Origin of the sequence: Segatella paludivivens DSM 17968 = JCM 13650 (assembly GCF_000373185.1) — a bacterium.
Taxonomy (GTDB): Bacteria; Bacteroidota; Bacteroidia; order Bacteroidales; family Bacteroidaceae; genus Prevotella; species Prevotella paludivivens.
Window position 1 is genome coordinate 64,828 of record NZ_KB890634.1, and the last position, 17,913, is coordinate 82,740.

The window sequence follows — 17,913 nt, forward strand, 5'->3', positions numbered from 1 at the left end:
TTAAACACTATTCATTGTTAAATTTTAAATTCCAAAACATATATTAACAAAATGCGGTCTGTTATATCATCATATAACAGTCTGTTGATTACCTGATATACATACGGAATTTAAGAGTATGACTTTTCGTTCTGTCAATAGAATATTTCTTCAACACCCCAGGTCCACAGCTACCATTGCCCAATCCCAATACAGCACAGTTTATCTTAAGATAAGTATATCCTGAAGGTTTTAGTTGATAGTCATGGGCGGCCGTGGCAATATCAATATCAGAATAATGCAAAGCCGAGAAACTAAAAGGAGCATCATCAGCCTCTATTCTAAAGATACGACCATCAGAACTTTTTAATTGCACCATTGAACAGTCCTCATGATTACCATTGTCCTGAGGACGTGGATAGTGAGTATACTGATTTGTAACATTACCTTTCCACAAACCAACAATAGCAGCCTGTTTGCGATCAGGATAATTGTCCCAAGGTCCACGACCATACCATGATAACTGTTCAAAATCGCATGGCAGCTTGATAACAACACCAAGACAAGGCAGTTCTGGCAGATCACCTTTACAGTCAAAACGCAGACTATCACCATATTGCGTAACGACAATCTTACCCTTAGGATAACGATATTCTGTTATCTCATCATTGATTTTACAAACTTCAGGAGAATCAAGTCTATTATTCTTCCAATCCTTAGCCAACCAATTTCCAAAACCAGTATCATTGTCTGTCGGAGCACGATAGAAATTCGGCACTATATCAAAGCCACAGTTCTTTATTGACTTGCGTACGAGGTTACGTTCTAGTTGAATTTTACAAGCAGCATTCACAAGATTATCGTGTAATGCCGTCTGATATGTTATCACATTGTTTCCACTACCGTCAAATACGTCTATATCCAATCTACAATCATTATCGGAATGACAAACATATTTTGAAGCCAGTCCAATCACAGCACTATCTCCTGGCATAACATCAGGAACAGTAAGTGAGCCATGCCTGCTTTCATGCCCATTCTCCATAATTCTATATGAAGCCTTAAATGCAGAAAGAGAAAGATGCGAACATCTATTTACTACAAATATTGAGTCACCGTGCCTGCTAAAACGTACAGGAGAATAGACATATTTAAGTTCCTGATATTTCGATGATATTGAACGATCAGCAAACACAACGCCATTTAGACAAAAAGCTTTCAGATTAGGTGTATCACCAAAGTCTCCACCATATAGGATACCTTTATCTTTAGAATATATTCCCTGATCAACCCAATCCCATACGAAACCACCAAGCATGCGCTTATTACTATATATTTCATCCCAATACTCACTGAAATTACCCAAAGCATTACCCATGCAATGAGCATATTCACTGGTAAGAACTGGTCGGTTGTCATTCTTTCTTTCAGCTATTTCGAGAAGTCTTTCCCATCGTGCATTCTCTGCTCTCTCCTTATCGGCACCAATTGGAATACCAGGATTAAGATATTCCTGCATCACACGAGGATAAAAGCGACTTATTATATCAACGCATGCAGGATCTGGATGACCATCATATCCCTGCGCACCTTCGTAATGAACAAATCGTGTAGGATCAAATTCATGAAGCCAACCAGCCATTGTAGCATGGTTGATACCAAACCCACTCTCGTTTCCTAAACTCCAGAATACAATACATGTATAGTTTTTATCTCTCTCCCCCATTCTCACAGCACGATCAAGGAAAGCCTCAGTCCAATCTGGAGAAGAAGTAAGAGTACCACGAAGTCCATGGGTCTCACAATCGGCCTCATCCATGACATATATACCCGCACTGTCACACAATTCATACCAACGTGATACATTTGGATAATGACTTGTGCGCACTGCATTTATATTTGCGGCTTTCATGAGTTTTATATCCTGCTGCATACGTTGTTCTGTCATTACGCGTGCAAGTTTTGGATCATGTTCGTGCCTGTTTACACCACGCAATCTCACCTGTTTCCCGTTTACCAAAAGCATTCCATCCTTTATTTTATAATCTCTGAATCCAAGTTTCTGTTCAGTTTGTTCAACAATACAGCCCAAAGAATCAATAAGCTGAAGTCGTAGATTATAAAGATATGGTGTTTCTGATGTCCAAAGATGCGGATTATTAATGATTGCCGACATACGAGCAAACTTGCTTCTACCTCTCTGCGGAAACCATTCATTCATGTTTGCAGCTTTATGCTCTATATCCAGAATATCTGAAGCATCAGCTGTTATATGAACTATATCACTGCCCTTTTCATCAGAAAGTATTGCTTTGACCATATATCCAGCACCTGTCTCATTATTAAATACACGTAACTTAGGATTTACCTGCAATTCAAATTTACAGAAACTAGAATCTACAGCAACAGTCCTCACTGCGTAGTCACGCAACTGAACATTAGGAGTTGAGAAGATAGTTACATTACGCTGAATACCTCCAAAGCGCCAGAAGTCCTGATCTTCAAGATAGCTAGCATCACTATATTTATATACTTCTACAGAGATATCGTTAACTCCTTTCTTAACATAACTAGTAATATCAAATTCAGAAGGTTCCATAGACCCTTGAGAATAACCTACATTGCGACCATTTACCCAAAGATAGAACGCTGACTGCACTCCGTCAAAACGAATATAATAACGGCGTGTCGGTAATCCTTTATCTGAAAGAATGAAAGAACGGCGATATTGTCCAGTAGGATTACGTTCATTGAAAGTTGTCCAATTATGTTTAGGTTCTTTCATCACATAAGGAGGATCTATCTTAAAAGGATATCCTGCTGATATATATATCGGTGTACCATATCCATTTACTTCCCAGTTTGCCGGAACATCTATTTCTTTCCAATCGCTACAGTCATACTGTGACGAATAGAAATTTACAATACGTTCATCAGGCGTTTTTGTCCATCTGAATTTCCACTTGCCGTTGAGCGATATTTCACAATCACCTTTGTGAGAAGTAAAAGGCATAAAAGCTGCACGAGCAGGTTCACGATTAATCTGCAACACGTGATTATTCTCCCAATCATTTGCTGAAATCGGGAGACTTATTAAAAACAGAAGTGAGAATATTATATGTTTCATTGTATTTCTAGAGTTTCAAAATCAACATTTTTGGCATTTGATATTATGACACGATACTTTCCTGCATTAATCTGTGTCCCTGTTGTTGAAGAAAGTATCTTGACTTTTGATTGAGTTGTAGGGAATGTTATGTCACCAGAATGAACAACAATCCCTTTATTATCAACTATTGTCAACCGTGCTATTACAGCCTTAGCAGTCATATTGCGATAACGGAATCTAAGTGCATATTCTCTTGCTACCCCCGGAGCTATAATCCACTCGCTTTTTCCGACACTGTTATATTTTACGGTAGGGAATGTCTCTGTATCTTTAGGCAACAACGCTTTTGGATACTTAGCAATAGTATCACTATCCAGACTACGCCAATAGTTGGAAGGCAATGCCGAACTGTAATCAAAGCTTTTAATTTTATCTCCATGACGTGCTACTGCTATTGCAGAGATTACAGCCTGTCCAGCTTTAACTTCTGGGAAACTTATCGTCAACTGATGATTAAAAGCTTTGGCATAAACCACACGTTTATATGCTCCTGCATAACCAGCCTCAGCCCAAAGATCAACATCATTGGCAACAACCGAATCGTTTACTGCTACATCGAATATTCTCTCGCCTTCACAATCTATTGCTGTTCCGTATCTCGCTCCAAGCCAAGGTTCAGCAAAATAGAGTTCTATGCGATATACACTGTCATCATCAACCTTAAAATGATACTTCAACTTATGGCGTCCCCATCTGAAATATCTAAATAATTCAGCATCATCGGTACCATGTATTTTTGTTGTTATATGTCCTTGACTTGCCATAAAAGGATTCAAGCCAAACTGCGAAGACCATGATTCTGAATATTTTGCATTATCCTGACTCCACATATGACCATAAGAATCAACATAAGCATCACCACCACAGTTTACACGATACAGATATGAATATCCATCTGCCGGTTTTAGTATATCAACATTCCTATCAGCTGCAGTTGGAGTAATAGTGTCTACATCAGCCGTAGCATAATGATTTCTATACCAATAGAAAGCTTCTGTCGGTTGTTCCCACGGAGAAAGTAATCCCTTATAATTAAATGGTCCCACCTTATCAATGCGTCTCAGTGATTCATCAGGTTGCACACGTCCTGGATTCTCGTGAGAAACGAATATCCATTGAAAATGACCACACACACTATCTTTTACACTTTCTGCCAAAGTAGCTTTCTTAGCCAATAGTCGTGTAAATGATTCTTCTGAATAACGGTCATTGCCATGAAGTCCCAATGTTCGCCATGCGCCATATTCTCCATTCAATAATTGTAATGGTTGCTTTAGTTCATTACTATAATTATCAGCACTTCCGCCATAAGTTCCACTCCAATTCTGAATTACATTCCAATCGGTTCCCTCCCCACCATTACATGTTGTGATGGCACGTTGGTCACGGCATGTAGGGTCCATTTCTCTAATTATAGCAGAACATTCTTCTGCGAAATCCTTAGGAAGTATACTTTCATTCTGTAATCCCCACAATATTATACTAGGAGAATTGCGACGTTCCTTAATATAACGTTGCAACATCTTCTTGAAATTACTTCTGAAAGCCTCTGTATCATACCATATATGAGCAGAGAACTGACTCCAGAAGAGCATTCCCTCACTATCCATTAATTCCTGATAATAAAGATTATGTGGTTGATGAGCCTCACGAAAAGCATTGAATCCAGCCTGTCGCATCATCTTTACACGTGATGCAATCTGTTCATTTGAGAAGGCGTGACTTTGCCCGAACAGATGTTCATAATCACAAGTACCATTGATAAACACAGGTTTGCCATTCAATAGGAATTGTCCTTTATGTGCATTATCTTTTCTGTGAACGGGCCAACTGATAGATCTTATTCCATAAGGTGTAGAAACTTCATCAACAGTATTACCGTCACGCTTTATCATTGACGCAAGATTATAGAGATAAGGACTCTCTAAACTCCATCGTTCTGGATTTGAAATCTTTGCATACTGACGTATAACCTTCGTTTCTCCTGGAGCAAGAACCGTATTTTCTGACAATCGGAAATATGTTTTTCCGCTTGCCATATTCATTTTGCTTACGAGTTCGACGTCTACCTTCTTATTCCCGTAATTCTTTATTTCGGTATCTATAAATACAGAATCGCAATTAGCATTATTCCATACGTGGATTCCAAACGGTTCGATACGTACTTCATCAGTTTCCACCAAAGACACAGGACGGTATATACCAAAAGGTTGACTGCCTTCTGAGAATCCCCATTCAGAAGAACATCCTCCACACACCCATGGACTATCTTTTATATATTCAGGATGATCTACCTCTATGCGTAATTCATTATCACCATTGTGCAGATGTTGAGTAATATCTTCTGTAAATACAGTGCGTCCAACAAGTTCTTTTGGATATCGATAGCCATTTACAATTAATGTGGCATAAGTTCCTACACCTTGCAGTTCTAGAAAATAACGTTTTCCTTCACGTTTTTCCACATTTATGCTTCTGTTATACACAGCACTTCCATGGAGATTTCCATGCTTCAATTGTCTATATCCGTAATAATCATCAAGATTATTAGGTACACTAACAATTGTTTCTGGTATAAGTGAAGTTATAGAATCAGCATTCGTATGAGTAAACTTCACACGCCATGACTTATCAAGACTTACAATCTTTCTATGTGAATTGTTTTCAGGTTCAGGGAACTTCACATCAGAACGCCCCATCGGTACACTTGTCGCAACAGCAATACCACGTTGTCCTGCCTTGTTTACCGCACAATAAAAATGATATACTACTCCATTATGTTTTACCACATAGCTTTTATGGGCAAACATATCGTCATAAGGCTTTGACGGGTATATAAGATCTTCACCGTTCCAATCCTGCCAATCAACAAGATTGCGACTTACGGCAAAAGTATTGAAAGCATTGTATTTACGTGTAGGGTTATACGCCGAGAAGTAGAACATCACGTAAAGACTGTCCATCTTAACGATCTGCGCATCGCCCGTTATAATGCCCGGTGACTCATGATAATATACAGGATTACCAGCATAGCGTTGCCATTTCTTCATATCATTTGACAAAGCGATACCAATGCGTTCAGCTTTAAGATTGTTGGCAGGATTAATTCCACCAGCATTATAGAACATCACGAAACGCTTTCCAAGTGTTCGTGACTTATCTTCATATACCGTACTTTTATATTGCACCAATTTCTCCCACCATTGTGAGTCCTTATCATGAATGCTCATAAGCGGTTTGTCGGCAGAGTTCCATTCGTGAGCGATAGATATATTATCCTTTGTCCACGCCACGCCTATATTCAAAGGTTCTTTCACGGCTTCATATCCAGTTCCATGCCCTCCAATATATGTCATCCAATAGCGACCGTGATATTTCTTCATCTCGCAAGAACCATTCCAAGTCCAGTCTATCAGAGAAGGGAAACCTCCACGCTGATTCATATCCCATCCACTATTTTTATATGATAGCAACCTGCCGAGAGTTTTCCAATGAAGCAAATCAGCTGATTCAGCCAACCATGTTTCATATCCACGACCGTCAAGTCCGTCCTTACCATTATACACAACATAAGTCATATACCATTTTCCGTCATTCCGAAAAACAGTAGGACAGTCTATTTTGTGATAGTTGTCTTTTGGAGCGACTGCCATTCCATATTTATATGGCGTCTTCACCTGATCATACAGACGTTGCATCTGCATAGGAGTAAAACCAACATTGGCAAAAAGCTTGAAGGTAAAGAATAATAAGACAGAAAATAATCTATATCTCATAACGTTCTATACTTTTAATAAAACAACCAATCTATAGCCTTATCTGTTCTAGACAGTCCGGCATCACGCTGCGTTATTTTTCCTGACGTATATCCAAGAACAAGGAGCATACCCTTAGGCAACAGCAATGTATGATTTCCTGCATTGAAATCATATTTATGAAGATTTACCTGTGGCATTCCATCTATTAGTATCGCTGATGTTATCATTGGTTCTGCCTGTCCATAATCATTGGCGGTAGCGTCAATTTCCAGTTTTGGAGCACCTGCATACTTCATCTGATCGTCACGGAAATAACCAACAAGCAGATGTACTGGAGTTTCACATTTAAATTCTATCTGTGTAGCACTGTCGCGCTGTTGTTTGCTATTCAGCACATAGGCATTCATACCTTTTAACTCTGTTGCGAAATCAGTAACAACACTATCCATATCAGAAAACAGACGTACTCCCTTAGCTATCTTCACGGTTTTTACATCGTTGGGTAAAGTGACATTCGCAGCAGGTAAAGGTTTTATAGCCATTGCTACATTATTATATTTACCTTTTGCTATATCTTTGAGCATTGCTACATTCTTTTTCAGATTATCAAGTTCCAGTTGATACTGTGGTAATAGCTCCTGCCAGTGTTTCATCTTCCCGTCATCACCTCCTATCGGAATACGACGTTGTGCTGTCTGCATTGAGTTGGCATATAGATATGTATCTTTAGTCAGATCAACAAGTTTTTTATAATGCATCACGCTTTTTTCCAACAATACCACTGCTGTGTCAAGTTGGTTGATATCCTTTCCCCATTTATAATTCAGCACATGTTGTGCTGCCTTAACCTTGAAACCAAACGACCATGCAAATTCCTTATAACAGTGCATGTCATTACGCAGACGATTAAATTCTTCTTTATGTTCTGTAACCTTATCAGCAACAGCGTCAATAGCTGCCACAGCCTTGTCGCCATGAGCTTCAGTCTGCGCAACTATATCAAGAGGAAGTTCCCCGATATGCGGTTGATGTTTCCATTCTTTCTCCACATATTCAATCAGTTTCTCACCCTCAGGTCCACAACTCTCATAGAATCCAGGATATATGGTGTATTTATAAGGATTCACCAATTGACTCATCATCATACCAAGAAGTAATGTTTGTCGGTTTCCTTCTGTTATTCCAAAACGCCTTAACAACTTTGGAGCGATTTCTCCGCTTTCATCATACGCCTTTCTTATGCTGTCAGCCACACTCTTGTCACCACTGCAATAATATTCCGACAACACATCATCCCAATAATGTCCTTCCTCAGTTACATTGCGTCTACAATTCCACGCATAACGTCCCCAAGTTTTATACCACATCCAGTCACGATCCAACTGTCTTTCACGAAGTCCATCGGGCAACTTATCTGCAGTGTATGGCCAGTCCCAATAACTTGCTTGTGGATAAAGATGTAAGGCATTTGCATGATGAACATCATGCATAGCTATAACAGCCTTCCTCACAAAGGATGGTGACGACCAACGCCAAGGTTCAAGATTAGCAAGTATATGAACATTACTGATATGCGTTGTTCCAAGAGCAGCTAAATCTGTATGTATCTTTGCCCAAGGTCCTCGTGGTTCATATGTCGTGAGAGATTCACCATTGTATTTGTGCATTGTATACAAATTCTTATATAGTGGTAGCGAAGCTTCCATTACGGCTTTGCAATCTGTATCATGCGCACGTAGCAATACTGGCGGTTCATCATTACGTCCAAGGGCTTTCAATCCATCTTTCACTCCTGGAATAATTGTTTTCGTCATCCATTCTACATCGTCGTCATAAGTATCCATTGCTTCACCAAGACATACCAGTAGTCCCACATTTGGATATTTCTCAATAAAGGCTGCTATACTTTTGCGGGTATAGTCACTTATCAATGGAGTGATTGGGCGATGTCTGTCTTGTGTCTTCAGTCCATAATGGTCGGCAAAAGGTTTTGATAATATGATATTATAAAACATCTGGATAACAAAGATTCCTCTTCGGTCAGCTTCTTTTGTGAGAAAAGAGTATATTTCTTCATTCTTTTTAAATGTATCTTCATCTACTTCCACCGCAAATGGATAGTCTTTGAGTTTGACCAATGAAGCAAAAGGATGACCATTCCACAGATATAAAGAATTCATCTTGTTGTCTACAAGCATATCAAGATATTCTATCCATTGCTGCTTATCATAAAACCACGGAAAGTTTTCTGGTGTATATGGATATTCATATACCTGATGTCCGGGTAGATATACGGTCTTTTGCAATCCTACACATGAACCACGCAATACCATTTCTGGATTTTGCTGAATGTTGCCTATGTTGAGATTATGATGTAGTGCTGCATACTCTGCAAGCTCATTACATCCATATATCACTCCCGAACCATCATATCCTTCAACAAAGATGTTCTTCTTCTTTGAAGTGATTCTGAAACCTTCTTTCTTCAGCCCAGTCGTATCGGATGCCAATCTGAGATATATTTTGTAATCGTTTCCATGAGTAGGAAAAGTATATCCCAATGCCGACAATTTCTTTTTGATATAATCGGCTGCATATTCCACTCTGGAATTTGTTTTAGAAATGGTTACGATTTTAATAGAGTGCGCCTCTGAATAAGCACACAGCATAAGTATGATGAGTATGGTATGTATTCTTTTCATAAATTTATTTGAGCTTGCTCAAGTCTATTTTTTTATAAGCAATGAGTTGTCTTCTCCATGTATATACACAATGCAGGTTTCCATCTTTTCCCTGAATGATTGCAGGATATGAATATTGACTGATAGGACTATCTTCTAATGTGAGAACATGACGCCAATGAGTACCGTCGTCGGATATCGCTATACTGAGAGGAGTTCGTGGTCCTTTCTTTGTACCAGGTATGGTTTCGAAATCATTATAAATCAAAACGTGGCGACCATCTTTAAGAGTTACAGCATCTGTTCCACTTTGGTTATTTGGTATATCTGTCAAAGTAACTTTACTCCATGTATCTCCATTGTCTGAACTGAAAGATGTAGCCAACTTTGCGTTATGAGTACGCATCAGCACTTGCAGACGACCATCTTTTAGTTTCAGTATAGATGGTTGTATGCTATATATATATTCTGGTTCTTTTCCTTCTTTATAGATAGGATTTGTCATATCTCTTGCCGGAACGACATCATCTGTACGTGCTTTCTTTTCTGCATCAACGATTCCTACATATTTCCATTTTCCTGTTTTTATGTCAAGTATCTCTACATGAAAACGCCATCCGTTTTTCTCAGTGCTCGAACCGCATATCAGTCTGCCATTAATCAATTCTGGTTTATTCTTTACCGGTCCGATAAATCCTTTTGGCAAAGGTTCTCTTTCTGTCCAAGTCTTTCCTCCGTCTCGAGACTTTACAAGCCAACCAGTCCAGTCATCAACTGTTGCACCGACTTTATAAAAAAGCCAAATCTCACCGTCAGGCATTGTAAACAATACAGGATTCCAACATGCTTTGCGCTTCAATGTTCCTGATAATGGGACCTTACGAGACTTTATTGGACCTGCTGAAGCAGCCGTTGTCTTTCCATCTACTCCAGCCAATTCTGCATCTTTCGTTCCCAACTGATACACTCCATCGCCTGCTAATATGGGGGCTTCCCATTTATCAGCACCCTTGGGTTTCCTGCTGACCCAGATACATACATCCGGATTACGCTCTTTTGTTCCACCGAAATAAGAAGCTATTAAATCACCATTTTTAAGTTCTGTTATCGTCGAAGCATGGGCCTCTGGAAATGTAGCCTTCTCATACAGAAATTCATCTTTCATGATTGCAGCGTTACGGGTTGGCATTTCCAAGTTATAAGAATATCTACCCGATCCCACTTCCTCTGTTTTACCATTTGGCATATATAGCGTAGCACTTGTATTTACAGGTATCTCCACTTCCCAATGTAATTTTTGCAAAGTCTTATTCCATTTGCTCACCACTTTTCCGTATGGTGTTTCGTAAGAAGCATCTACATGAAAACAGTCTTCAATATCGAAAGAGGGTTTCAGGATAATGTGTTTATATGCCACACTATTTTCAGCTTGCTTTATTCCTCCAAGATATTGATAACACCATGTTAACAGGTCACCAAGCAACATTACGTGGTTTCCCGAATTCATCTTTGCGTCAGCCTTATCGCCATTCCATAATTCCCAGATTGTCGTAGCTCCATTTTCTGCCATATATCCCCAAGAAGGATACGTATTATTAGTTGCAAGAAGATATGCTACATCTGAAAAACCATTATCTGAAAGTCCTCTCAATAGCCAACTAATTCCTATCACTCCACAGGTGACATGACCATCACCAATATTTATTATATTTGCAACTACATTTTTAACGACCTCTACCTTTATGCTATCCGGAACCATACCGAATGCCAAAGGAAGAATGTTTGCTGTTGCGGTGTTATTACCATAGAATACACTATCAGGATATAACACATGCCCTGAACGCAATGATGTGCCACGCTTCACTGTAAGAAACTTATGATTAAACGCATCTGTCATCTCCTTACGTTTGTTCTCCCAAAGTTTGGCATCGTCGTTCATATTCTGCATCTTGGCAAACTTCTCCATCAATTGCAGAATCCTTACGCCATAAGCTGTTGATATCAGTTGTCCATCTGTGTTGCGTGATGGATCTTCACTATGTATAAGTTCCAACTTCTCTGGTGGAACGCACCAGTCTCCGTATTTATCTTTTGTAATTATTCCGTCTGTTTCATATTCATTCAGCATGTACATCAGCCATTTTCTTATCGAAGGATATGAATTAATTATCGGTTGTGAATTGCCATACTGTTCATACAGCATATCACATGCAAACGGAAAAACGGCAGGCCAAGTCATATTGTCTTCGTAATAATTCCAGAATGCTGGCGTAACATTCGACATTGCTCCGTCATAGCGCACTCCATCACTTAGGTCCTTCATCCATTTGGTATATAGACGTTCATTATCAAACAGGAAACTCTCACCAAGGCATCCAACAGTACGATCGCCCAACCATGGTTGACGTTCATTTCTTTGTGGACAGTCAACTGGTATACCTTTATAATTGCTTTTTATTCCCCAAAAAGCATTATGAATGACCTTATTAAGAATCGTATCAGATGTTATTATTTCACCTATTGATGGCATTTCATCGCCAACAGTAAATGCCGTGAAATCTTCTTTCTTTGCTGTAGCGATATTGCTTACTTCTGCATACCTGAAACCATGATACACAAATGTAGGTTTCCAGATATGTCCCAGTTCCTTACCATTGCATACATATATATCCGTGGAATTAGCATTTCGCAGATTATCTGTATATATACTTCCGTCAGGATTCAGTTTCTCGGCATATCTCACCTTTATAGAATCTCCGCTTTCTCCACGTGGAATAAATCCTATCCAACCTGCCATATTCTGCCCGAAGTCAAGGATGTATTTGCCATTGACTTTGGTCATTGATATTGGAGTTCCATATTTATTTTCTACCATGCAAGGTGTCATCTGCGCACGCAGTTCTCCCTCTGGTACGGCTGCTCTGACGGCATTTATCCATTTTGAATCATCATATCCAACGGTATTCCATCCAGACATTTCCATACGGGCATCATATTCCTCACCGTCATATTCATTAGTATTACGTATTGGACCGTTGAAACTCAACTTCCAACTCTGGTCTGTTGCCCATGTTTCCTTTGTTCCGTCTTCATATTCCACAATGATGTTGATACGACATTTTGGCAATCCGAACACTGGTGACTTATAATACTTTTCCTGACGCATCGGGAAATATCTGCCAGCGGCCAAAGATATACCTATCGCATTGTTTGATTGCATATAGCGTGTGATGTCAAATGTATTGTAATACACGGTTTTACGATAATCAGAAGGAACAGGTTTCAAAACCTGATTATCACCAATCTGCTTTCCGTTTACGTAGAAATCATAAATACCCAACCCTGCTACATAAGCCATAGCACGGCGTACATTCTTTTTGCTTTTGAATTCTTTTCGCAAGTATCTTACGGCCAATCTGGTGTGAAGTCCACGCTGCTCACCAGTCTGGAGTTCTTCTAATCCAATCCAATTACCTTTCCATCTATTTTCACCCAACAGGGCCATACCAAAATGTTGTACTTCACTCCACTCGCTTTTACCTTTATTTGTAAACACGCGTACTTTCCAGAAAGCCTTGTCATTGCTTTTCAAAACTTTACCACCATACTCTATCCATAGTTGATTGGCAGATTTCACCCTTCCAGAATTCCATAAATCAGCATTAGCTTCATCAAGTTTTTCAGGTGATGAAGCCACAATGATTTGATATTCCGTCTGTATGACATTACTGCAATCAGAAGATATCTTCCATGAAAATCTTGGAGTTGTGATGTCAATGCCTTCAGGATTCTTTAGGTTTTCTGTCTTTACGTCATACACTCCGATTTTTGCCGCAAACATTTGCAACGGCAATATCATTATAATGAATATGTATAGTAGTCTTTTCATTTATTCGTTAAGATTTCGCTTTCTGTCAGCCAGACGTTGATTAATTATTTTTGTCTGTTCACGTGATATATAGTTCTTTTCTGCATCAATGGCAATCAGCACTCTATCATTTACTTTGTCACTTTTTTCTATCTGTGGTGACATTGTTATTATTTTATTATCAGCAGTTCCGATAAAAGAAATTGCACCGTCTGAAGGATTAAACCACCATAGAAATTTCTTCTTACCAGAGATCTTCCTAAGGTCTATTTTCATAACATTACTGTTGTAATTATAGACCATCAAATAGTCTTTGCCTCGTGTGGCAATAAGTCTGTCATATTTCACACCATTCTTGCCTACAATAATGCTCTGGTCGGGGATTCTTTCAAAAAACGGAAACGACAACATCAGGTCACTAAGATATTGCATCTGATTGTAACCTGGATCTTCAAGACCTTGATACCAAGCTTTTACTGTTCCATCACTTCCGTAGCCAGTAGGATAACCTGGTTTAAGCATCTGCATAATGGCATTGTGTCCGTATGTGTGTCCACAACTTCCTGCAAAAACACTCCAATATGCATAACGGCGTACATCATAGTCCTGCCAACGGGCCTCGTTTGCATCGTGAAGTCCCTTTGGTATGTCCTCGTAACTCGGTTCATCATCAAGAACTGGCTTTATTGGTTTGTATGCCCAAGTAGAGTCTACATACATCCAGTTGTCTTCCTCTGTACTGTCTGGAATTGGATATTCTTTGTTCCCCATTCGCTGACCGTATTTGCGGTGTCCGCTTTGGAATGTATGAAAATCCATCCATGAAGCTTTACTCCACCATTTAGCAGAAGTATATCTACCTCGTGGATGAAATGTCATAAGATGTTTATTGTCTATACTTTTTATTGATGTGGCAAGAGCATTCCATACTTCGGGATGTATATTGCCTTGGATATCGCCGCCCATTATCCATATTATGTTTGGATTATTCTTATATCTTTCGGCAAGAAACTTTCCATAGGCTTTGGCTTGTTCGGCGTTGATGTTTCCAGCTTGTACCTGAGATCCCCATATTGCGACCATGCCGATATATATTCCGTTTTGCTCTGCTTTACGAACGATATAATCCAAATGGTCCCAATACGAATATATTCCTTCTGGATCGGCTTTTGTAAAATCCCATCCGTAAGGCAACGATTGCTGTCCGTAAATATTATAGGACGGAACAGCATCCATTACCTGTATCTGCACCATATTATATCCTGCTCTGCGACATTTATTGAAATAGTATTCTACTTCAGCTCTATCAAGATGTTGTGGAACAAGCCAACCTGTATCACCTAGCCAAAAGAATGGGCTACCATTTTCAAACTGCAAATAGCGATTGTTTGAAGAAACCATTAGTTTTCCGTTATCCCACGGTTTTTGTCCATATGTGAATACCGTTGCCAGTCCTAACATCAGGCATATCGATAATATTCTCTTTTTCATAATACTTTAATTATTTGTCCTTTTCCTGTATTTATATCGTATAGATAGGTCTTTGGGAGACTCATCTTACTAAACTTTACATCTGAATTATTTAGTAGTTGTGCTGAAGGATAACTTACAAAGAAAGGATTTACATTATCTCCCTTTGCTTTGTGCAAGGATTTCACTGGAGCATTTAGTCTTAAACGAAGATTACCACCAAGTGCAGACTTAACCACAAGACTGGTCAATTTTCCTTTACGCCACGACATTGTGATGATTTCAAAACCACCACGTGCTTTCAATCCTTTTACTATTCCTTGTTCTTTCCATGCATCTGGTAATGCCGGAAGCAACGCAACGCATCCGTCATGACTCTGCATCAACATTTCTGCTATACCTGCCGTACATCCGAAATTACCATCTATCTGAAATGGTGGATGTGCATCAAAAAGATTTCTATATGTTCCGCCTTTCTTCTTTACATTTCCATAAGCAAGAAATCTATCATTTGTCAACGACAATTGATTATGTATCAACTTATAAGCATGATTACCATCTAACAAGCGTGCCCACAAGCATACTTTCCATCCCATACTCCAACCTGTACTTGGATCTCCACGATGAATGAGTGATGTACGTGCAGCATCCAGTAATTCTGGGGTACGATATGGAGAGATCTGTGTTCCGGGAAACAATCCGTATAGATGACTCACATGACGATGATCATCACTTGGATTATCCCAATCTTTTATCCATTCCTGAAGTTGTCCCCAACGTCCTATCTGCATAGGAGACATCTGTTTCAATCTTTCGGTATAGTGTTTTGCTAGTTCTGTATCTTCTGACAAAACATTTGAGGCAGCAACAACGTTATTAAATAACTCATAAATCAATTCGTTATCCATTGTAGTGCCGTATGTTATAGGAAGCATTCCATCGGGTGAAGGATGTGAGTTTTCTGGGGAAACAGCAGGAGATATTACTAACCATCCATGCTCCGGTTCTTTTATCAGCATCTCATCTAAGAATTCTGCAGCTCCTTTCATGATTGGATATGCTGCTTTCAGAAATTCTTTATCACCAGTATATAGATAATGCTGCCACAGATGTGAGCACAGCCATGCACCACCTGTCATCCACATTCCACTTGTTGCATGATCTACAGCACCAGTGATACGCCAAATATCAGTATTATGATGCAACACCCATCCGTCTTTATCATACATTGTACGTGCAGAAACGGTTCCCGTCTTACTGACTTCTTTTATCAATCTGAAAAGAGGCTCATTAAGTTCGGTAAGGTTAGTAGGTTCTGCTGGCCAATAGTTCATTTCCAGATTAATATTGGTTGTATATTTAGAATCCCATGCAGGTTCCAACTTATCATTCCATATACCTTGTAAATTTGCAGCTTGTTCTCCAGGTTGTGAACAACATATAAGAAGATATCTTCCAAATGTGAAATATGTCGACACAAGCCAGTTATCATCATGCTTTTCAAAATTCATCAAACGCTCATCAGTAGGTAAGTTTGCATATTTATCTTCTCCAAGATACAATGATGTGCGGTGCATATAATTTTGAAAGAGTCTCACATGTTCTGCTTTACTCTTTTCATAGTCATGAAGCATTGCATTTCTTAGATAGTTTTCGCTTTTGGCACTTTCATCACCTGTTATATTCTGATAGTCTACAAAATTAGTTGCTATCGAAATATACAACACAGCTTCGTCAGCATTTTTCACCGAAATTATTCCATCATTTGAAATCGCATTGGTTGCTTTATTTCCTGTTTTGGATGTTGCAGCCATACGTCCCATAAAGCGAACTTTTCCTTTACAGTTTTCTAGTTTTGAAGAAACGCCCTGCAATATCGACTCATTATTTTCACTAGTTATGATAACATCATCATGGGGGGTAGTAAAATTGGCATTAAAAGTAATCTTACCTGATTTTGAAGCCGTAAACTTAACAGTTATCACATTATCGCTGAATGATGTCATAACCTCACGCTTATATGTAACTCCGTCAACAGTATAACGAGTAACGGCAATAGCCGAATCAAGACTCAGTTCACGCTTATAGTTTGTATATTGCGAAACATTTGGAGTTGAGATATACACATTACCAAAAGTTTGGTATGCCATCCCATTATTCGTTGCCGACATCACCTTATCAGAAGCCATGTCCTGAGCTTCCTTATACTTTCCTTCAAAAAGTAGGTTCTGAATGATTGGAATAGCAGCTTTTGAATTTGGATTAGGATTATTATTGGGTTGTCCTGTCCAAATAGTTTCTTCATTGAGCTGTAATCTCTCAACGGCAGGTATTCCATATACCATCGCACCAAGTCTTCCATTACCAAGAGGCAATGCATCAGTCCATACCATTGCAGGTTCTCTATACCACAACTTATATTGTTGTGCGCATATAGGCAATGATATTATACAAATCAGAATTAATGCAAAGTTTCTAAATAGTTTCATTTCGACGCTTATTATATAAGGATAAGACGTATAAATATATATTTTGTCGTCATAATTAATCCAAAAATAACAAACAGATCAATCAGATATATCAGATTAAGATTATCAATAATAGATGTCAGATTTAGGATAAGTCCTAAAACCGTGTTTAGCATAATCCCGAACTTCTCTGATAGCTCGGATTATATAAACACAAAAAAGCCTCGAAAGATATTACTATCTTCGAGGCTTCTGTTTAAAAGAAGGCGGCTACCTACTCTCCCGCATTGTATTGCAGTACCATCGGCGCAAGTGGGCTTAACTTCTCTGTTCGGAATGGGAAGAGGTGGGACACCACCGCAATAACCACCTGATATGGGTTATGACGTATTTTTCACAAGCAAACTGTAAGAAACCTTAGTTCTTACCACTATCTTAAACAACTCAAAGTATGACCTCCCGAAAGAAAGTTTCGGGCAATTAGTAGTGCTCGGCTTTGACGTCACCGTCTTTACACCTG

At 39.1% G+C, this 17,913-nt stretch carries 6 protein-coding genes and 1 rRNA gene; all 7 read right to left on the bottom strand.

All coding sequences use genetic code 11. The annotated features are described in order from the left end of the window. Positions 1–88: 88 nt before the first annotated feature. The 7 genes from B045_RS0104440 to rrf all read right to left on the bottom strand — a co-directional run bounded on the left by B045_RS0104440 (position 89) and on the right by rrf (position 17,767). Positions 89–3,106 carry a glycoside hydrolase family 2 gene (locus tag B045_RS0104440; RefSeq protein ID WP_018463068.1) on the bottom strand — a complete coding sequence of 1,006 codons (3,018 nt, stop codon included), beginning with the start codon at positions 3,104–3,106 and terminating at the stop codon, positions 89–91. Further along, complete coding sequence (locus B045_RS0104445) at positions 3,103–6,924, bottom strand: malectin domain-containing carbohydrate-binding protein (protein ID WP_025883909.1); 3,822 nt, start codon at positions 6,922–6,924, stop codon at positions 3,103–3,105. Before B045_RS0104445 ends, B045_RS0104440 begins: the two co-directional genes overlap by 4 nt. Before the next feature lie 14 nt (positions 6,925–6,938). Further along, complete coding sequence (locus tag B045_RS0104450) at positions 6,939–9,608, bottom strand: alpha-d-galacturonidase (RefSeq protein WP_026234331.1); 2,670 nt, start codon at positions 9,606–9,608, stop codon at positions 6,939–6,941. A 4-nt stretch (positions 9,609–9,612) separates the two neighbouring features. After that, positions 9,613–13,476 carry a family 78 glycoside hydrolase catalytic domain gene (locus tag B045_RS0104455; protein WP_025883907.1) on the bottom strand — a complete coding sequence of 1,288 codons (3,864 nt, stop codon included), beginning with the start codon at positions 13,474–13,476 and terminating at the stop codon, positions 9,613–9,615. Continuing rightward, complete coding sequence (locus B045_RS15275; RefSeq protein WP_018463072.1) at positions 13,477–14,916, bottom strand: glycoside hydrolase family 140 protein; 1,440 nt, start codon at positions 14,914–14,916, stop codon at positions 13,477–13,479. A 26-nt stretch (positions 14,917–14,942) separates the two neighbouring features. Next, positions 14,943–17,414: a glycoside hydrolase family 95 protein gene (locus B045_RS0104465; protein ID WP_025883905.1), complete on the bottom strand. Its 2,472-nt coding sequence runs from the start codon at positions 17,412–17,414 to the stop codon at positions 14,943–14,945. Between the two features lie 240 nt (positions 17,415–17,654). Beyond that, positions 17,655–17,767, bottom strand: a 5S ribosomal RNA gene (gene rrf / locus B045_RS0104470). Positions 17,768–17,913 lie beyond the last annotated feature (146 nt).